Here is a 19,255-nt window from a genome sequence, read left to right as displayed (position 1 = left end):
GGGGAATAACATATGTCATCCACGGTAAGGGAAAGCAAAGGGGATAAATTATTCCTGCTATGCAACTACATCTATCTGACGATTGCGCTTGTCATCGTACTGTACCCGCTGCTGTACATTGTCAGCGCCTCCATCAGTGATCCGAAGTACGTAAGCTCAGGTGAAATGTGGTTGATTCCGAAAGGGATAACTTTTGATGGATATGCCCGGGTGTTTGAGAACGCCAACATTTGGATTGGCTACAAGAACACGATTATTTATACAGTGATCGGTACGATCGTGAATCTGATTGTCACGCTGCCTGCAGCCTATGCGCTCAGCCGTTCTGATTTTGTGGGCAGAGGATTTTTTATGGCGGTGTTTCTGGTTACGATGTTTTTCGGCGGGGGACTGATTCCGAGTTACCTGCTCGTTAAAGATCTTGGCATGGTCAACAGCATGTGGGCTCTTATTCTGCCTGGAGCTGCGTCCATCTGGAACATTATCGTGTCCCGGACGTTCTTCCAATCGACCATACCGAAGGAGCTTCAGGAAGCGGCCCATATCGACGGCTGTACGAACTTCCGGTTATTCATCAAAATCGTATTGCCGCTCTCGATGCCGATTATTGCCGTCATGGCACTTTTCTACGGCGTCGGACATTGGAACAGTTATTTCAGTGCCATGATTTATCTGAATGATGCCGCGAAGTACCCGCTTCAGCTCTTCCTGCGTCAAATCCTGGTTCTTCAGGAGATGGCGGCACAGGGCGGCGGAGCGATTGACGCCTCATCCGCGGCAGCGATGAATTCCAAAGCGGAAATTGCCGCACTGGTCAAATATGCGGTCATCATCGTTGCGACACTTCCGGTTATTGCGGTTTACCCGTTCCTCCAACGTTATTTTGTGCAGGGTGTTATGATTGGTTCCGTGAAGGGCTGATCTTAAACCATACAATCCACACCAAAAAAGGGGAGTTGTTGTCATGAAAAAGCTTCGTAAGGCATCATCTATTTTACTCTGCCTCACCCTCTCAGCAACAATGCTTGCAGCCTGTGGTTCACCCAAAGGAGATGGCGCTGCTACAGCACCGTCCGGGACGGCCAGTACGGAAGGGGTAAAAAAGGAAGGTTTCCCGATTGTGGATGAGCCGATCACGCTGACGGTCATGTCACAGGATGCCGGTGTAGCCGATTGGAATACGATGCCCGTACTACAAGAGATGGAGAAATTGTCAGGCATCAAGCTGGAATATCAGCTTTCTCCGATTGACAGCTTTGAAACGAAAAAGAATCTGGTGTTCGCCAGCGGTGATTTGCCCGATATGTTTTACGCGGCCGACCTGAAGCCGGCTGAGCAGGTGACCTATGGTACCCAAGGAATCCTCATTCCGCTGGAGAAGTACATTGACGAGGGCTATGCACCGAACATCAAAAAGATATTTGATGAGAACCCGGATGTTCGCAAGTCCTTTACGACACCGGATGGACATATCTATGCCTTGCCATTCGTCGACAAGGCCGCCGTATGGTACAGAGGCCCGATGTGGTATAACGGCAAGTTCTTAAAAGCGCTCAACGTGTCCGAACCTAAGACAACAGAGGAACTATATACATTCTTGAAACGCGTTAAAGAAGAAGATCCTAACGGAAATGGAAAGAAAGACGAGATTCCGCTGACTTCGGTCAAGCTGGATGACCTGCGCATGTACTTCTTCGGCTTCTGGGGAATGTACAACGAAGGGATTTATTCCGACAAGGACGGAAAAGTGCACTATCCTTACCAGGAAGAAGGCTACAAAGGCTATCTGACGTTCATGAACCGTCTGTGGAAGGAAGAACTGCTGGATCATGAAACCTTCTCGCAAACAGGCGATCAGAAAAAAGCCAAGGGAGAAAACAATCAGCTGGCTCTGTTTAACGACTACCATGCGTACTTCACGCTCGGTGGTGAACCTAGCAGCGAGCATCCGCTCATGACGCCGGTGAAGAGTGAAATCGCCGATTCTCCTGTATACGGCATGCACCCTGGTATGTCGGCAAGAGGCACATTCGCCATTTCGAGCAGCAACCCGTCTCCGGAAGCAACCATGCGCTGGATCGATTATCTGTACAGCTATGAAGGCGCCACGTTGTTTAACCAAGGGCCTGAAGGCACGTTGTGGAAATTCAAGGATGAGGCAAACCGCGTGAAAGAATGGCTCCCGGTTCCAGGCGGCGGAGATCGTGAGGAGTATCGCGGTAAAATCACGCCGAACTACGGTATTTTGACACCTGGCGTCAATGATCCGGAAGTTGCGAAAGGTCTTCGTACCGAATTTGATGAGTGGATCGATCAACAGAATCAAGAGAAGCTGGTGCCAATCGGCAAATCGCCATTCCCTAACGTCTATTTGACGAATGAAGAGCAGAGCGAGGCAACTGCGCTGTTGTCCGATTTGGAAACGTACGTGAAGCAGATGGAAGCGAAATTCGTAACAGGCCAAGAGCCGCTTGAGAATTGGGATAAATACGTCGCTCAAGTCAAGAAAATGGGCAGCGACCGTCTCGTAGAGCTTTACCAAGGCGCATATGATCGCTGGAACGCCGAGCAATAATCAGATGCATAGATGAAAAACAAAGAGCCAACGTATCCCGGTCGATTCATGACCGGGGGTTGGCTATTGTTTTTAAGGGGCAGGCAAGCCTGTCCAAGCGGTCTTCAAAGATATCGTTATCAACAAATGACTATTGGAGGTACACCATGTCGGAGAACAAGCTGGTAGAGGAAGAGCAAGCGGTAGTGGAGCAGGGCGTGCACAATTTCAGCAGTGAGGATAAATGGGTCAAGCCGGAGGATCCGCTGCTTTTGGAGCGCCTGGAATGGTTTAAGGACCAGAAGCTGGGCCTAATGATGCATTGGGGACCGTATTCCCAGTTGGGTCTTGTCGAATCATGGGCACTGAGCGATAAAGACGCAGATTGGTCACGTGACGGCATTGACTGGGATATCGATGCGGAGGAGCTTAAGCGGCAGTATTTTGATCTGAACAAGACCTTCAACCCGCTTCGCTTTCAGCCTGATCTGTGGGCTGACCTGGCAGCCGATAACGGCTTCAAGTATTTGAACTTTACAACCAAGCATCATGACGGGTTCTGCATGTGGGACACGCATACGACCGACTACCGTGTCACGGGTCCGGAATGTCCGTTCCATATGCATAAACACGCCGATATCACGAAGGAGCTGTTCGAGGCATTTCGTGCCAAAGGGCTCGGCATCTCCGCTTATTTCTCGAAGGCCGACTGGCATACGCCATACTACTGGGCGCCGGGAATGGAGGCTGGAAGCTTTATGTCACGCGGTCCTAGCTATGACCCGAAGAAATACCCGTGGCTGTGGGAACAGTTTGTCCAGTTTACCCATGAGCAGATCATGGAGCTGATGACCCGTTACGGCCGCATTGATGTGCTGTGGCTGGATGCAGGCTGGGTGAACGATTACCGGGACCAGAATATCCGACTGGGTGAAGTGGTAGAGAAGGCGCGTGAGATTCAGCCATGGCTCCTCTCGGCGGACCGCACGGTCGGCGGGCCTTATGAGAATCTGATTACGCCGGAGCAGACCCTCCCTGAACGTGCCCTGCATGTGCCTTGGGAGAGCTGTATCACGATGGGAACATCCTTCTCTTTCCGCTACGAGGATCGTTATAAAACGGTGCGTCAGCTCATTCACCTGCTTGTCGAGATCGTGGCCAAAGGAGGGAATCTGGCGCTCAATGTGGGTCCGCAGCCGGACGGTAGGCTGCCCGAGACGGCTATTTCACGAATGAAGGGCATGGGGGCATGGCTGAAAGTCTATGGAGAGGCGATCTATGGCACGCGTATCTGCGAGCCGTATTCCTCCGGGGCCGTCCAGTTTACCCAAAAAGACGATACGACCTACGCCATCTATCTGTATCGAAATGAGCAAGAAGCCGTTCCTGAGGAGCTGCACATTCCGATTCAGACGGCGTTCAGCCGCATAGATCTGGTCGGGGGTCAGGAGGCGCTGGATTATCGCCGCACGGACGATGGCGTCGCGGTCCGACTTCCGGATCAGGAGCGTCAGGGGCTGGCGCCGATCGCGCATGTATTGCGGTTTCGTTAAGAGGCGGGTTATTAAAGTGAGTGTTCAAAAAGGTCGATTTTCAGCATCGAAGCTTATGCTTCCGGTGTGCGTTTTTTCAAAACGCTTCAGTTGGATAAAGCTAGGGACGTCAGGAGCGGAGCGTACGTTTTGGGTACGTGAGCACCTGAAATGTTTCCGCAGGAAACATGCTTCGGAAGCTTCTACTTAGGCCCGGCTGAATTCAAGATTCGATGCCGAGTTGCTTCCTGATTCGCTTCGTGTTAGATATAGAATTTATGAGTTATCAGTGGAACTGATGAAATTCTATATCGCAAGAAAACCTACCTATACATCGCGGTCGCTCATCCTTGAAGTGGCCTCGATAGAGGTTTTCTTATCAAAAGCGGACTTTTTGAACAACCTCATAAACGTATTTTTCACTTACAAGGACTTCAAGAAGAGGTGGGGACAGATATGCAGAAATGGTTCGAAGAAGCCAAGCTGGGCATCTTCATTCACTATGGCATTTATGCCGTAGACGGAGTCTCGGAATCCTGGTCCTTCTACAATGGGAGGATCACTTACGACGAGTACATGAAGCAGCTGGACGGTTTTACGGCATCGAAATTCAATGCGGAGAAATGGGCGGATTTGATCGAGAAATCCGGTGCCCGGTATGCCGTGCTGACAACAAAGCACCATGATGGTGTTGCGCTGTGGGATACGCAGTACAGCGATCTCAACGTGGTCAAGCGGACACCGGCCAATCGAGACATCGTGCGGGAGTATGCCGAAGCGATCAGGGAGAAGGGGATTCACCTAGGCATGTACTTCTCTCTGATTGATTGGTCGCATCCGGATTATCCGAGCGTGTTCGAAGGAGGCAAGGTGCCGGAGGATCTCAGCAGCGTCAACCCGCACACCAGTCCCGTGGACGGTGTTCAGGATGAGGAGAAATGGCAGAAATTTCTGGAGTTTAATAACAACCAGCTGCGGGAGATCCTGACGAATTACGGGAAAGTGGATCTGCTGTGGTTCGATGGCGATTGGGAGCGAAGTGCCGAGCAGTGGAATCTGCCGGAGTTCAAGCATTACCTGCAATCCTTCAATCCAGATATCATCATCAACTCACGGCTGCAAGGCCATGGTGATTATAAAACGCCGGAGCAGGGCATTCCGATCACGAGACCGGAGGGACCGTGGGAATTCTGCACAACGATCAACAGCTCATGGGGCTACGTGCCGACCGATCATAAATACAAATCCTTGAACCAGATCATTCGGATGTTCTGCGACTGCATCTCGATGGGCGGTAATATGCTGCTGGATATCGGTCCGCGCGAAGACGGCACCATCGATCAAAGGCAGGAGGACATCCTGCTTGGGCTGGGAGCATGGATCCGGACCCATGAGGAGGCTGTATTCGGAACGGGTGAAGGCATTATGACCCGCTATTATCTGGGGGGAAGCACGATTTCCGAGGACAGAAAGACACTGTACCTGTTTGTCTATGACGCTCCGAAAGAGAATGTGTGCATTAAGGGGCTGTGCAACCCGATCAAGAAGATTACTGTGCTGCATTCGGGCAAGGAGCTTACCCACGAGATTCATGGGGGCGTGCCTTGGTTCAACATCCCGGGGACGACGTGGATCAAGATGACTCCTGAAGACGCGCATGAGCAGGTGACGGTTCTTAAGCTGGAGTTTGACGAGGAGCTGGAGATGTACGGCGGCTCGGGAGCTGTTGTCACGCATAACTAACCATCACGGGGAGGGACGCGCTAGATAAGTGCTTAGCCTCCCTCATGAAGCGGAGAGAATGACATGAACAGAAGTGGAGTGCCGGAGCCGAGGATTGAGTATGCTCCTAAGCATTATTTATGCAAGCGTGCGGGGCAGCCGCTCGTGCTGGATGGCCGCGTGGATAAGGCATTCTGGGATGTGGCGGAGTGGACCGACGATTTCGTTGATATCGAAGGGGAGCTTCGTCCAAAGCCGGGGAAACGGACCCGGGTCAAAATGCTGTGGGACGACGATTATTTTTATTTTGCCGCCGAGCTGATCGAGGATCAGATATGGGCGACATTGCTTGAACGCGATTCGGTTATTTTCTATGATAATGACTTTGAAATATTCATTGATCCGGACGGAGACAGCCATCAATATTATGAATTCGAAATTAATGCCTTGAACACGGTGTGGGACTTGCTGCTCGTGAAACCGTACCGGGATGGCGGACCTCCAGTCAACGGCTGGGATATCAGCGGTCTTAAGACGGCGGTATTTATCGATGGGGAGCTGAACCGTCCTGGCGCCGACAACCGGAAATGGAGCGTGGAGGTGGCGATTCCTTGGACCAGTCTCAAGGAATGTGCCGAAGGTGGCCGCCGCCCTGCGCCAGGTGAGTTCTGGCGCGTCAACTTCTCGCGCGTGGAATGGCAGACCGAGGTACAAGACGGCGAGTACCGTAAGGTGCTGAATCCGGAGACAGGCAAGCCTTATCCGGAGGACAATTGGGTATGGTCGCCTATGGGCATCATCAATATGCATTACCCGGAGCTGTGGGGTTACGTTGTGTTCGCGGGTGGCGAGGAGCAACAGTCGTTTACGCTTCCGGAAGACGAGCGGATCAAATGGGAGCTGCGCAGACTCTATTACCGGCAGCGTAATTACTATGAAGCCCATGGTGAATTTACGCAGGACATGAAGCAGCTCATGGGCGAGGATGCATGGAGCATCCAGCCTGTGATTGAAACGACTCGCAGCCTGTTCCAGATTAGCGCGCCTTCATCAGACGGAACGGCTCTAATCTGCATTCGGGAAGACGGAAAGCTATGGAGGGAGTGAACGCTAGGATGACCAGCCAAACCGCGGTGTTCTCGCTGGATTCGCAGACACGGGAGCGGATCGAGCAAAAGTTTCAGGAGAAGATCATCTTTGCGGAAGCGCGCAAAGATAAGCTGTTTCATGTTTTGGAGCAGGAACTGACCGATGAAGAGATTTGGGCCCTGAAATATTTGTTTGCTTACATGCCGGTGAACGACATGGCCGACTATGATGGAGAATTGTTCTTGAATCATGTGCGCCAAGCCCTGGACATCCGTAAGCGCGTGCCTTGGGGCGAGCGCGTGCCGGATCATCTGTTCCTGCATTTTGTGCTTCCTTACCGGGTTAATACGGAGAATATTGAGGATTACCGCGGTATTCTCTACAACGAATTGGCCGAACGGACGGCGAAGTTATCGATGGCGGATGCCATTCTGGAAACCAATTATTGGTGCCATGAGAAGGCGACCTACATCGGCAGCGATCTGCGAACCATTTCGCCGCTGACGATGATCCGGAACGCACGCGGACGCTGTGGCGAGGAGTCCACGCTGGCGGTGGCCGCGCTTCGTAGCATCGGCATCCCCGCGCGTCAGGTCTATACGCCGCGCTGGGCTCATTGCGACAGCAACCATGCCTGGGTGGAAGCATGGGCGGACGGCCAGTGGTATTACATCGGGGCATGCGAACCGGAAGCCCGCTTGAATCAAGGCTGGTTCAGTCCGCCGGCACGCAGGGCGATGCTGATCAATACGCGAATTTTTGCCGATTACCCCGGTCCGGAGGATATTACCCTATGCGAAAAGGGGTTTACGGAGATTAATTTGCTGGAGAACTATGCACCGGCTCGCACCCTTTACGTGAGCGTGAAGGATAAGCAGGGAGTGCCTGTATCCGGCGCAAGCATTCGATTTGAGCTGTATAATATGGCTGAATTTTATCCGATTGCCGAAATCAAGACCGATGAGCAAGGGAAGGCTTCCTTTAAGACCGGTTATGGCGACCTCTTGGTTCGTGCGGTCAGCGGCGACAAGTGGAGTGAAGTCCTGTTCAAGGCCGAGGACGGCGGACATATCGAACTTGTGCTTGATTCATCCGAACAGCCGTCAGGGATCGTGGATTTCGATATGGTTCCTCCACCGGAAGGAGAAGGGGACGCCGCGACGGCGTTATCCGAGGAGAAGACCCAGGCTCATAACTACCGTCTGGAGGAAGGGACGAAGGTCCGGACCGAATATGAGGGTACATTCCTGAGCGAAGAAGAGGCAACTGCACTGGCCCAGTCATTAGGACTGCCTCCGGAGCGGGTGTGGGACGTCCTTCGAAAAGCCAGAGGCAACAGCAAGGAAATCGCAGCGTTCCTGGAGGAGCATTCCGGCGATTACGGCGAGTGGCCGCTGCGGCTGCTGGAATCGCTGAACGAAAAGGATTTGATTGATACCTTCCGGCAAACGCTGGATGATCATCTGATGGGTGCCCTCTCACAGCGTGGACAGTGGGATGAGGATACCTTCGTGAAGTACATCCTGTGTCCGCGGGTTTCTTATGAAATGCTGGTCCCGTATCGCCGTGTATTCGTTGATGCCTTTACGGCGGAGGAGACTGCGGCATTCAGGAAGGATCCTTCTACGCTTGCCGGGCATTTGGAGCAGGGTTATGCCTATGCTGAGGACCTTCCCAACCTGAAGGGTAAGGGAAATCCGGCAGGCACGTACAGTCTCATGAAGGGAGACGAGCAGTCGCTGGACATTCTGTTTGTGGCTGTATGCCGTAGTCTGGGGATTCCCGCCCGACTGCATCCGAGCGAGCAGAAGCCGCAGTACTTACGTGATGGAAGTTGGGAAGATGCAGCCTTCCCTCTGGACTCCCCCCGGAATCAGGAGAGCTCAAGCTGGGGGATGCTGCAGCTCCTCAGGGATCCGAAAGGCTCGCAGGATACGCCGGCCGCATCCTATGCCGAGAACTTTACCTTCGCCCGCCTGGAAGACGGCGTGTACAAAACGCTGCTGTATCCTTATGGCTGTACCGATGTTTACGACGAGCCGTATGAGGTTGAGCCGGGTTCGTACCGTCTAACGTCGGGCATCCGGCTGAAGGACGGAACGGTAAGAGTGCGCTTCACGTACTTTACCGTTCGTGCCGGAGACACCACGCGCGTGGCGCTGACCTATCGTGAGACGGCGGTCGACATTCCGGTGCTGGGCAAACTGGCGCCGGGCAGTACGCTTACCCGATTAGACGGAACGGGAGCGGATCTTAAGGATCTTCTGGGAACCGAGGGCGCTATCGCTGCCTGGATCGAACCGGAGCGGGAGCCGACCAAGCATCTGCTCCGCGAGCTCAGCGAGCTGGCCGAGCCGCTGGATAAGCTGGACTTACCGATTGTGCTGGTGATCGGGGATGCGGAATGGACGGCTTCCTTTGATCCGGCAAGCTATCCGAAGCTGCCGGCCCGCACCATGTTTGTACGGGATTCCAGTTACGCTTCCTTGTCGGGTTTCATCCCGAATCCTGCAGCCCATGAAGCCGGTTATCCCCATCTGTTCGTCCTGGACCGTCAGGATCAAATCCGTTATGCGGCTTCTGGATACAAGATCGGCACCGGGAAGGAAGCCCTGCAGATTGCAACCGCGATATTACAACCTAGAAGGGATCGGAGTGAAGAGTAATGACGAAGTATATTGTGGCGGGTTACGCCGTCGATTCGGTTCTTCCCGACATGACGCATGAGGATCTATCGAAGTTGACGCATTTGAACGTGGCTTTCGGCCATGTCAAGAACGATGAAATCACGACCGAGCATCTGAAGAATGGCGAGGTTGTCCGGAACATCAAACGGGACCACCCGGATCTTACGGTGCTGCTGTCCGTTGGCGGCTGGAGTGCTGGTGGTTTTTCCGAAGCCGCTTCTACCGAGGGCGGAAGGAACCGCATGGCCACATCCGCCATACGGGTGCTGGAGGAATATCCTTTTGACGGTATCGATCTGGACTGGGAGTATCCATGTTACGGTGAAGCCGACATAGGGTCGAGTCCGGATGATAAACGGAATTTCACCCTGCTGCTGAAGACGATCCGGGAGGCGCTGGATGCTAAGGGCTCCCGGGATGGCCGGCATTACCTGCTCACGATTGCGGCAGGGGCTGACCAATACTATGTAGACGGCACGGAGATGGCCGAGGTACAGCAGTACCTGGATTTTGTCCAGTTGATGACCTATGATATGCGAGGCGGGTTTCAGGTCCTGACCGGACATCATACGAATCTGTACACGTCAACCGGAGATCTGTTCCGAATCAGCACGGATGCTTCCGTGAACCTGTTCGTTCGCGCCGGCGTCCCGAAGGAGAAGATAGTCATCGGTGCCGCATTTTACTCCCGTGTATGGAACGAGGTGCCGGATCGAAACCATGGCCTTCACCAAATGGCTGGCAGCACAGGCGGCTATGGTCCGGCCTTTGCCGAGCTGGCTGCGGAGTACATCAACAAGAACGGCTACATTCGTTATTGGGACGAGGAAGCCTGTGCGCCGTACCTTTTTAACGGCTCCTGCTTGATTTCTTATGACGATGAGGAATCGATTCAGTGCAAATGCAATTATGTGAAAGAACAAGGCTTGGCCGGGATCATGTTCTGGGAATATGGATGCGACCCGACCCATCGCCTGCTGGGCGCTATGCATCAAGGACTTCAAAGCATCTCGGCCGGGAAATAGGAACAGCTGGCGGTCGCGGTGGATCTGATAACTCGGATGAGTTTAAAACATACGAAAACCTCCCCTGAACGGTACGGTTCAGGGGAGGTTTCTATTTTGCGGCAAAACCGCTACCGACTCACTATTCTTCGCCATCATCCGAATTCGTTATCCGGTGTACTCTTCGTCATCCTCATCCGGCGAATCAGCAGCGCCGTTGCTGCTGTGCATTTTGCGGTATTGACCGGGCGTGTACCCCGTCTCTTTCTTGAATTTGCGGATGAAGTTCGGCGTGTCCAGGTAACCGACCCGGGTGATGATATCCTTTAATGGATCGGTTGTGTGCAGCAGCAGCCGGATCACCTCATCCATTCGTTTCTGCCAGATGTATTGGGTAAAGTTCATCCCGATCTTCTCCTTGAAGGAGCGGCTAAAATATGATGAAGAGATGGAGAATTTAGACGAGATCGTGCCCAGGCTGAGGTCATAGTCCGTAAAATTGGCATCGATAAAGGCAACGATTTCGTCCATCAGGGAGCTCTCTTCGGTCTCGCTCTTCGCCTCGACATGGGCGCAGATTTCCGCGGCAAGGCCTGCCAGCTTCTTCTCCAAATCCTCCAGCGAGTCATAAGAGGTGACCCGTGGAAGCTGATTGACCACATGATGGATGCCAAGCTCGGACGCGGTCTTCAGCATCGTATTCAGAATATCGAAGCAGATACAGCGCAGCAGCGGTACGGACGGCATTTCCGTCTTCAGGTTATTCAATGCGGTGGATACCATCTGAACCGCTACATCATAACTGCCCTGTTTCAAGCTTTGAACCAGCTTCAGCAGCACATCCTTAGGGACCCAGAAGGATGAATCCTGTGCGCCGGAACCGGAAAGAGCGTTAAAGAAGGTGCTGCTGCCCTGTCCGTGCAGCATGGAAGCCTCCAAAGCGGTTGATGCTTCAATGAAGGATTGATTCAGCTGCTCCGGATAGCTGTAGCGGTTGCCTACCCCGATCGCAGGAGAGACACCCGTGTGCTCTCCCGCCATCGATTGCAGGGCCAGGGCGATCGGCTCCATACGGGCGTTAAGGCTCGCTTCATGCCCGGTTTCAGCATCAAATCCGACAATGAGGGCTAGCTGATCAGGCTGTGGCAGCTCCACTCCATAGGCATAGGCGGAAAACGCCGGCAGCTCCACATCGTTCATTAACTGCATGATGGGCCGCCGCTCCGGATTGTCGCCAATGGGCAGGGCGTGCGACTCCCAGCCCATGGTCACGACAAAATAATGAGATTGGCTGAAGCGGATGCCCAGCTTCTCGGTGAATTCGGAGGGGAATTCACCGGTATGGCCATGCTTTAGCAGCATGAGCAGAATATGATTCCGCGCATAAGGCTCTTGAAGATCGACGCGCTGGCTGTAGTCGTGCAGCGTTTTCTTGATCCATTCCAGCTCGTTGCTGGATGTGGACGTTTCCGGGTCATTCTTCAAGCGGATGAACTCCATCAAGTCTGAAATCGGATGGTATTGCCTGCGAGCCAGCATAATGGCAAGAATGGTGCCCATCACTACGACGAAGGAGAATACCAGAATCACGAAGGTACGAATATGAACGATACGGCTGAAAAATTGGTTGCTTGGCATCGCGGTGACATAAGTCCAGCCCGCATCGGATTTGACGGATACAACCGAATGCGGCTCTTGGTTCAAGGAAAGGCTGTGCGTTCCAGGCTCAAGCGCGAACAGGGCGTGGACTTCCTGCTCGGTAATGGTTTCGCCTTGGTGATTGGCGGCCAGCACTTGCCCGTAATTATCGAATATATATGTCATCCCATGGTAGTCGCTGAGGATGGATTCGATCAATCCGGTCAGATTGGACTCATGGATCAGGTACATGACGGTGCCGTGGGCGGGCGTATTGTTAGGTGCGATTGGCACAAGGTATGCCAGCATGGAATTTTGGATTTTGGTCCCCTGAACCACTTGCTCCGCCGGGCGCATGGTCGGAATCGGGACAGAGTTTAAATCACGGACCATCTCCGTTGCATTCCAGCTGTTGAATTTGTAGCGGTCGGTGAAGACGTTCAGATTCTCAAAGCCCTGTGACGAATAAATGCTGTTATCTCCGCGGAAGAACAGGAACAGTTCATCAATAATGGAGCTGGTGGCTTTGTATTTGACCAAGGCCCCGATGGATTCACGGCTGTAGTAAGGATGGTGAGTCCAATAACGGGTCAACTGCTCATCGTAGGCGATGCGAAAAGCGATGTCCTGCAGTTCTTTCATGCGCTCATCGATGACGGTTTTAGCCTGGGTCAATTGATTGACATTGGTCTGCTCGATCTCGGAACGGAGCGTATTCACGGCATTGTGATAAATAATGATGGTTAATATAACAAGAGGTATCAGAAAAATGGAGATGTAGGACAGTGTGTATTTAAGCAGAAGCTTGGACTTGAAGTGATTCCATTTCATATCTGCAACCTCCCGTTTTTCTTACAGCTACTGGTAGCGCTATCATAAATAACGGCGAAGTAATGGCCCTCATGCCAAACCGTTAGATGTTCCTACTAAAAATACTAGGAGAACTCGACTAATAAATCAATGGATCATTTCTAAAAATCAGTGGAATCATGCCAAAAGTCTCAGAACAGGGATTTATGTAACGAGCTCCTGGATGGATATGAATAGGAGAGGCAAAGGATGAAGCTAAGGGATTTCGGTAGATGATTAGATTATGTAATTATTCATAACATATATATGACAAATTATACTCAATATGGAAGATGATCTCGGATACATTACATGAAAATACATGATCATCGTAATATATTAAGACGATTTCTTTATTATAAAGTAAAACTAAAACAATATATCCAAAGTGTCAATCCATTTTTACTAGATTCATCATTATAAGTGTCACATTATCTAACGTGTAGAATGCAAAAGAGAACCCGCAGCCAGAACAACCTGCTTGCTTAGGTTGTCAGTCACGGGTTTTTCAAGGTTCCGTCCTACTTCGGGGGAATCGGACGTGTATTAGGTTGCGCTGCCCTCCACTTGAGAGAGCTGCAGCTGCTTGCGATAGATGAATCTGGAGATCGATACGCTGATTTCGTACAGCAGGAACAGCGGAACGATCACAATCAAATCGGACATGATATCCGGTGGCGTGATGGTGACGGCCACGATACATAGCAGAAAGTAGGCTGATTTGCGCATCTTGGCCAGCCGATGCGGATTCACGATGCCGAGCTTCGTCAGAAAAACGACGATGGCGGGCATTTCGAACAGGAATCCGAAAGGAACGGTCATATGGATCATGAACGTGAAGTATTTTTGCGCGGTATACATCGTTTGGAATGCGCCTTCGGCCATACGCTGCATGAACTGCAGCACCATCGGGAACAGCACGAAGTATCCGAAGCAAATGCCGGCAATGAATAACACGCTAATCACGGGGATGAGCAGCACGGCCGAGCGATGAGTCCCATCCGGCAGCGCCGGCTGCACGAACCGCCATATTTGATAGGCGGCAATGGGAAGCGTGACGGTGACGGCCACAACGCCTGCAATGATCATATATACCCACATGACTTCGGAAGGACCGAGCAGAACGAGCTGTTTGTCCATGCCTCGTACCAGCCAGTGGTAGATCTTCTCGACGTAGATGAAGGCAGCCACCATTGCGACGAGAAACGCAATCAGGGTGCGGATCAGGCGCTTCCGCATTTCTTCCAGATGCTCGATCGCGCTCTGGTCGTTCGGATTAGCTGTGCTGCTTATCGACCGCTGCAGCAGTTTGCGGAGCATCGTCTTTTTTTCCATTCTCGTCGTCTCCGTTCATCAAGCCACGGGTTGCGCCCTTGAATTCGCTTAAGGTCCGCCCGAAAGCGCGACCGAGCTCAGGAAGCTTGGATGGACCGAATATGATGAGTGCGATAATCAAAATAAGAATTAAACCACCGATTCCGATGTTGCCAAACGGCATGACCCTCGCTCCTTTCGATTGGTATTACTCCAGTTTGAAGCCGCTAATGGCCACGACGGCGCAACGCGCCATGTTTTCACCGGAGCGGTGAGGCCATGTGCTGGTTGGTTTGCTGAGGTCCTCCGTATTCTCGCCCGGGTGTTGAACGGATAGGAAGAGCGTCTGCTCATCGGGTGTGAAGAAAGGACCTGTAAGCTCGGATTCCACCGGACCGGAGGCGAATTGCAGCGCGACCCCTTGATCCGGCCCGCTTGTTGGAATCACAAACAGTCCGTTGTTCATAAAGGGTTTGTGAACGCCTTTGTTCTGGCTGCTGCTGGAGATATCCGTCACGACCCACAGATCGCCGTTCGAGTCGAAAGCCAGGTTGTCCGGCGAGCTGAATCCGGATTGGCGTCCTCCCGCAGCAAAAATTTCAAAGTCAAACTCCATGGCTGCCAGATCGTTACCCGCTTCAAAAATGCGCGTTATATGACCATGGATGTTGCCGTGATTATCGTTGTTCGTATGGCAGATAAACACGGTGTTATCGAACGGCGAGATTTCGATATCCTCCGGACGGTCCGTTGGTGTTCCGCCGACAAGACGCGCAGCTTCCTGGCAGTAAGTGACAACATCGCCTTGGGACTTGAATTTGGCTTGGGCCTCTTTATCCTCTGCGGCGGCCTTGGTTACGGCCTCCAGGGTGACCGGCTGCCATTTGCCCGACTTCAGGTTGGCCACGTACAGGGTTCCGTCTTCCAGAAGCGCGGAGTTAGCGCGGCCTTTGCTTTTATCATATTTGCTTTTGCTAATGAATTTATAGACGCAGGCATCCTTCTTGTCGTCGCCCATATAGACAACGATCCGGCCGTCTGCGGCAAGGCCCATCGCGGTATTCTCATGATTAAATCTGCCGAGGGCGGTATGCTTCTTCAGGAAGGATTTATCGAACGGATCGACCTCAACAACCCAGCCGTAATGCGTATCCGGCAGGTTAGAGACTGCCGCGGTGTCCTCGAAGTTCTCCTCGCAAGATAAGACCGTGTTCCAAAGCGTCACCCCGCCGGAGCAGTTGGCAAACGTGCCGGTAGCTGTCGTTGCGCCATTCAGGGCAGGGATGCCTTTGGCCGGACCGGTGATATCGAATTTGCTGAAGCCGTTGATGCGGCGGGCATGGGTGGAGGTGGTGTCCATTTTCCATACACCCTTCTCATCACGGTATACTTCGATAACAGACATACCTTGGTAATACAGGTTTTTATGGATTTGATCCGCCGTCATCTTCCCATCCTTTACAGGACCGATGGAGAAGATGGTGGAGTATTCATGATTGTTGACCAGAAGGCCGCGGACATTGGAGCCCTTAAGCGGGAAAAATGCGTTGTAATCACAGCCGGAGCCGAATTTTTCGCCAGCCGGATTGATCACGTCATCAAAAGCCGCAATGACATCATATTTAAAGTTTTTAGGCAGGACGAGCTGGTCTGCTTTGGTTGGTTCGATTGGTTCGAAGTAACCGCTGACCCGATTCGTTTTGAATCCGAACAGATGATTTGCGGTTCCGGACATGGCCGAAGCCTTCCCTTCCAATACACCTAAGCCTGCGGAAGCGGCAGCCAATGCGGTTGCGCCAGTACCCAGATAAGACAGAAACGTTTTGCGATCCATCGTTTTACTCAAGCTTATCCACCCCTAATGTATAAATTGCTATCAGGACAAGTTTATAGGGGAAGTGTTAAGGGAATATCATCGGTGAATGGTGGGATTGTAAAAATAAAGTAATATTGGAGGGGGCGTCTAGCGGCGCCCCTGTACATGGCTGGACTTGCGGAGGATATGCATAATCATATGGAGTTGCCCTTGTAGCGCTGACGCATCTGTTCGGCCATGACACGAATTTCCTCAGTGCCTGGCATCGTAAACCTGGAAGCGGCTTCTGTCAGCTCCTTGCCTGACTGCCAGCTGCGGATGACCTCTTTTACAGCAACGATAAACGGGTGGACGGGGTTTTGACCGGTACCGCTGTTCGTAAGCTCTTCAAGACTGGCGGTGCTGTTAGCCTCTACTAGAGGATATTGCTTGGGGTCTGCACCCGCAGCGGCAATATCATAGAAGGAACGGACCAGCCGGGCGCGCTCGCTGCCTGAACCTTCGGCGATGATAAAAGCCTGGATAATGAAGGCTTTACGCTGCCGCCGCTGGGCAATGCCGCAAAATTTAAGGCCACCTATGCTTAGATCGAACGTTCCGGGACAGAAGGCGCCAGCAATTTCGCCGGTATCTACGTTCTGTCCGGTGCCGCGGAGGGCCTCCCGGATCAGCTCCACCATGATCTCAAAGTCCTGATGAAAGTCAGGCGCCGGTCCCGTAGAGGAAAAGGGGAGGATGAGGGACAGGTTCACCACGCCAGCGTCTAAGGGAACCGCAGCACCGCCCGAATGGCGGACGGCGGTGTCATAGCCGAGGGAACGAAGCATGGCTACCCCTTGCGGTGCATGGGGGAGGCGGCTGTCGCGCACGCCCATGACAAAAGCGCGCGGATGCCGCCACAGATGGCAGACGGCCGGCCCGCCATCTCCGGTCAGCCTGCATAGGAGCTCGTCCAGCGCAAAATGGTACAGCACGTCCTGATGCGATAAATCATGGGTCCGGTCGAGCAGCAGGACGGGTTGATCTTCAGGTAGTGACAGCGGAATATTCACGCTTTCTTGCGCCTCCTCTTATACGTGGATCGTGCATAGACCATGGAAGGGTTTGTCTTCCGAGGGGAGCCCGATCGTTATTTTCTTTGAACAGCATACCATAAATTCATACTGAAGCGGCGAGCCTCGCCTTATGAGTCGGGGACTTTCAACGTTTTTGTTTAGATATCAGAAAGTATAAACTTCGAGGCTCGTGACTTCCTGATATCGCAAAGAAAAACTTCTTCTAACTGCGGTCCGTCTTTTGTGGATGTACGTTGATCGACATTTTTGTTTAGATATCAGAAAGTATAAACTTCGAGGCTCGTGACCTCCTGATATCGCAAGAAAAACTTCTTCTAACTGCGGTCTGTCATCTATGAATGTACGTCGATCCATGTTTTTGTTATAATCCGAGTAAGTTTATTGTCTTTGTGAGTAATTTGGTTTAGTGGAGAATGATTTCACTTCCTATATAAAGGAGAGCATCAACATCATGGAGATTTATAATAGTGTAGTTGATATGATCGGTCAGACGCCAATGGTGAAACTTCAGCGGCTAGTGCCTGAAGGGTCTGCTGATGTCTATGTAAAGCTTGAGAGATTCAATCCTTCCGGCAGCGTGAAGGATCGTGCGGCGTACAATCTGATTCATACCGCAGAGGAACAAGGATTACTCCAACCAGGCGGTACCATTATTGAGCCAACGAGCGGGAACACGGGCATTGGCCTGGCGATGATAGCAGCCGCCAAGGGTTACCGCGCTATCCTGATTATGCCGGACAACATGTCCAGGGAACGGATAAATATATTGAAGGCGTACGGCGCGGAGGTCGTGCTGACACCGAGCAGCGAACGCATGCCGGGCTCCATTGCCAAAGCGCTTGAGCTAAGGGAGCAGATTCCCGGCAGCTTCATTCCGCAGCAGTTTGAGAATGCGGCCAACCCAGACATTCACAGGTTGACGACAGCGCCGGAAATTTTGGGGCAGATGGAAGGGCGGCTGGATTCCTTCGTGGCAACGGCGGGAACGGGCGGCACCGTAACCGGTACCGGGGAAGAGCTGAGGAAGTCCCTGCCGAATCTGCACATCGCTGTAGTCGAGCCGAAGGGCTCGCCTGTGCTCTCCGGCGGACAGCCTGGACCGCACAAGCTAGTGGGCACAAGCCCGGGTTTTGTACCGAAGATTCTGAATACGAGCGTATATGATGAGATCATCCAGATCGCCGACGAGGATGCGTTGCAAACGGTGCGGGATTTGGCTCGCAGGGAAGGAATTCTGGTGGGGCCATCCTCCGGCGCATCGGTATTCGCTGCTCTTCACGTAGCGAAGCGGCTGGGGGAAGGGAAGCGGGTTGTCTGCATTGCTCCGGATACGGGAGAGCGGTATTTGAGCATGGATATTTTCTAAGTGAGAAGGACCTCCGGTTAACCGGAGGTCCTTTCTTGGTGTTCTATGGAGGGTATCCACTGCTTAAGCTGCTGCATGAGTTGTCGATGACTCTTCACGACGATCACTTTGCCGGGATAATCTTCGAGCGTATCCTGAATCTGATATCTGCCTTCCCGCTGAAACGCGGCGCTCCATTCGAACATCTTTTTGAACATGTCCCAGCTGGGGGTATAATGCGCCTGTTCAAGTCGCAGTCGCTGCTTGATGAACCTTGTAATGATCCGGTAGGTTATTGTGGAGTAGGACGGGTTCAGGAATATGATAAGATCTGCACGGCGGAAGCTGGGGCTGACCCATTTAAGGTGAGCGCCTTCGATGATCCAGCATTTCGTGTTGATGATGCTTATTAACATCGCATCCCGGTCCGCTTCGCTCCTCCGAATATCATCCGGCTCGGCTCGCTCCCACACCACATTGTCGAGCTCGTAATAAGGAATGCGGAACTGGGCGGACAGCGTCCTGGCGAGTGTCGTTTTTCCGCTTCCGACGGAGCCGATAATATGGATCCGGTTCGGAATGTTAGTTACCATAGGAGATCACCGCATTCATGAGAAATGGTAGCTACT

14 protein-coding genes are annotated in these 19,255 nt (G+C 52.5%); 8 read left to right on the top strand and 6 right to left on the bottom strand.

The genetic code is table 11. The features are described from left to right. The first annotated feature begins 12 nt into the window (after positions 1-12). The 7 genes from ACOZB4_RS16280 to ACOZB4_RS16250 all read left to right on the top strand — a co-directional run bounded on the left by ACOZB4_RS16280 (position 13) and on the right by ACOZB4_RS16250 (position 10,609). Positions 13-921, top strand: coding sequence for a carbohydrate ABC transporter permease (locus ACOZB4_RS16280; protein WP_098749345.1), 909 nt, complete (start codon positions 13-15; stop codon positions 919-921). Between the two features lie 43 nt (positions 922-964). Next, a complete protein-coding gene (locus ACOZB4_RS16275) occupies positions 965-2,575 on the top strand; it encodes an extracellular solute-binding protein (protein WP_379414608.1) in 1,611 nt (536 codons plus the stop codon). A gap of 146 nt (positions 2,576-2,721) precedes the next feature. Next, positions 2,722-4,107, top strand: coding sequence for an alpha-L-fucosidase (locus ACOZB4_RS16270; protein ID WP_379414607.1), 1,386 nt, complete (start codon positions 2,722-2,724; stop codon positions 4,105-4,107). A 435-nt stretch (positions 4,108-4,542) separates the two neighbouring features. Next, entirely contained in the window at positions 4,543-5,829 is a 1,287-nt protein-coding gene (locus ACOZB4_RS16265) for an alpha-L-fucosidase (protein ID WP_379410278.1), read from the top strand. Positions 5,830-5,892: 63 nt separating this feature from the next. Continuing rightward, positions 5,893-6,915 (top strand): sugar-binding protein, encoded by a 1,023-nt coding sequence (locus ACOZB4_RS16260; protein WP_379410276.1) that lies wholly within the window; start codon positions 5,893-5,895, stop codon positions 6,913-6,915. An 8-nt stretch (positions 6,916-6,923) separates the two neighbouring features. Then, on the top strand, positions 6,924-9,563 hold the full coding sequence (locus tag ACOZB4_RS16255) for a transglutaminase domain-containing protein (protein WP_379410271.1): 2,640 nt from the start codon (positions 6,924-6,926) through the stop codon (positions 9,561-9,563). After that, positions 9,563-10,609 (top strand): glycoside hydrolase family 18 protein, encoded by a 1,047-nt coding sequence (locus ACOZB4_RS16250; RefSeq protein ID WP_379410267.1) that lies wholly within the window; start codon positions 9,563-9,565, stop codon positions 10,607-10,609. Before ACOZB4_RS16255 ends, ACOZB4_RS16250 begins: the two co-directional genes overlap by 1 nt. 147 nt (positions 10,610-10,756) lie before the next feature. Here the strand turns inward: ACOZB4_RS16250 and ACOZB4_RS16245 are convergent, their stop codons facing one another. The 5 genes from ACOZB4_RS16245 to ACOZB4_RS16225 all read right to left on the bottom strand — a co-directional run bounded on the left by ACOZB4_RS16245 (position 10,757) and on the right by ACOZB4_RS16225 (position 17,257). Further along, positions 10,757-13,057, bottom strand: a complete 2,301-nt coding sequence (locus ACOZB4_RS16245; protein ID WP_379410264.1) for a helix-turn-helix domain-containing protein — start codon at positions 13,055-13,057, stop codon at positions 10,757-10,759. A 564-nt stretch (positions 13,058-13,621) separates the two neighbouring features. Further along, entirely contained in the window at positions 13,622-14,395 is a 774-nt protein-coding gene (tatC, locus tag ACOZB4_RS16240) for a twin-arginine translocase subunit TatC (protein WP_076323863.1), read from the bottom strand. Beyond that, entirely contained in the window at positions 14,352-14,573 is a 222-nt protein-coding gene (gene tatA, locus ACOZB4_RS16235) for a twin-arginine translocase TatA/TatE family subunit (RefSeq protein WP_015737862.1), read from the bottom strand. Before tatA ends, tatC begins: the two co-directional genes overlap by 44 nt. Positions 14,574-14,597: 24 nt before the next feature. Beyond that, positions 14,598-16,223, bottom strand: coding sequence for a PhoX family protein (locus ACOZB4_RS16230; protein WP_379410302.1), 1,626 nt, complete (start codon positions 16,221-16,223; stop codon positions 14,598-14,600). 176 nt (positions 16,224-16,399) lie between these two features. Further along, a complete protein-coding gene (locus tag ACOZB4_RS16225) occupies positions 16,400-17,257 on the bottom strand; it encodes a lipoate--protein ligase family protein (RefSeq protein ID WP_379410259.1) in 858 nt (285 codons plus the stop codon). A gap of 475 nt (positions 17,258-17,732) precedes the next feature. On the opposite strand from ACOZB4_RS16225, the gene cysK reads away from it, so the two are divergent. After that, positions 17,733-18,647, top strand: a complete 915-nt coding sequence (cysK, locus tag ACOZB4_RS16220) for a cysteine synthase A (protein WP_379410256.1) — start codon at positions 17,733-17,735, stop codon at positions 18,645-18,647. 17 nt (positions 18,648-18,664) lie between these two features. On the opposite strand, the gene ACOZB4_RS16215 is transcribed toward cysK, so the two are convergent. Further along, the gene (locus ACOZB4_RS16215) at positions 18,665-19,219 is read right to left on the bottom strand and encodes a DNA topology modulation protein FlaR (RefSeq protein WP_098749333.1); all 555 of its coding nucleotides are present in this window, start codon (positions 19,217-19,219) and stop codon (positions 18,665-18,667) included. Positions 19,220-19,255: the final 36 nt, after the last annotated feature.

The organism is Paenibacillus sp. NPDC058898 (assembly GCF_049316025.1).
Taxonomy (GTDB): Bacteria; Bacillota; Bacilli; order Paenibacillales; family Paenibacillaceae; genus Paenibacillus_AQ.
Note: the sequence above shows the minus strand (reverse complement) of the source record. Positions and strands in the feature narration are given on the sequence as shown.

Bases quoted from the DNA above. Each gene is read 5' to 3' on its own strand.
- ACOZB4_RS16260 (WP_379410276.1), top strand. From the start codon at position 5,893: ATGAACAGAAGTGGAGTGCCGGAGCCGAGGATTGAGTATGCTCCTAAG.
- ACOZB4_RS16265 (WP_379410278.1), top strand. From the start codon at position 4,543: ATGCAGAAATGGTTCGAAGAAGCCAAGCTGGGCATCTTCATTCACTAT.
- ACOZB4_RS16215 (WP_098749333.1), bottom strand. From the start codon at position 19,219: ATGGTAACTAACATTCCGAACCGGATCCATATTATCGGCTCCGTCGGA.
- ACOZB4_RS16245 (WP_379410264.1), bottom strand. From the start codon at position 13,057: ATGAAATGGAATCACTTCAAGTCCAAGCTTCTGCTTAAATACACACTG.
- ACOZB4_RS16280 (WP_098749345.1), top strand. From the start codon at position 13: ATGTCATCCACGGTAAGGGAAAGCAAAGGGGATAAATTATTCCTGCTA.
- ACOZB4_RS16250 (WP_379410267.1), top strand. From the start codon at position 9,563: ATGACGAAGTATATTGTGGCGGGTTACGCCGTCGATTCGGTTCTTCCC.
- cysK (WP_379410256.1), top strand. From the start codon at position 17,733: ATGGAGATTTATAATAGTGTAGTTGATATGATCGGTCAGACGCCAATG.
- ACOZB4_RS16275 (WP_379414608.1), top strand. From the start codon at position 965: ATGAAAAAGCTTCGTAAGGCATCATCTATTTTACTCTGCCTCACCCTC.
- tatC (WP_076323863.1), bottom strand. From the start codon at position 14,395: ATGCTCCGCAAACTGCTGCAGCGGTCGATAAGCAGCACAGCTAATCCG.
- ACOZB4_RS16270 (WP_379414607.1), top strand. From the start codon at position 2,722: ATGTCGGAGAACAAGCTGGTAGAGGAAGAGCAAGCGGTAGTGGAGCAG.
- ACOZB4_RS16255 (WP_379410271.1), top strand. From the start codon at position 6,924: ATGACCAGCCAAACCGCGGTGTTCTCGCTGGATTCGCAGACACGGGAG.
- tatA (WP_015737862.1), bottom strand. From the start codon at position 14,573: ATGCCGTTTGGCAACATCGGAATCGGTGGTTTAATTCTTATTTTGATT.
- ACOZB4_RS16230 (WP_379410302.1), bottom strand. From the start codon at position 16,223: ATGGATCGCAAAACGTTTCTGTCTTATCTGGGTACTGGCGCAACCGCA.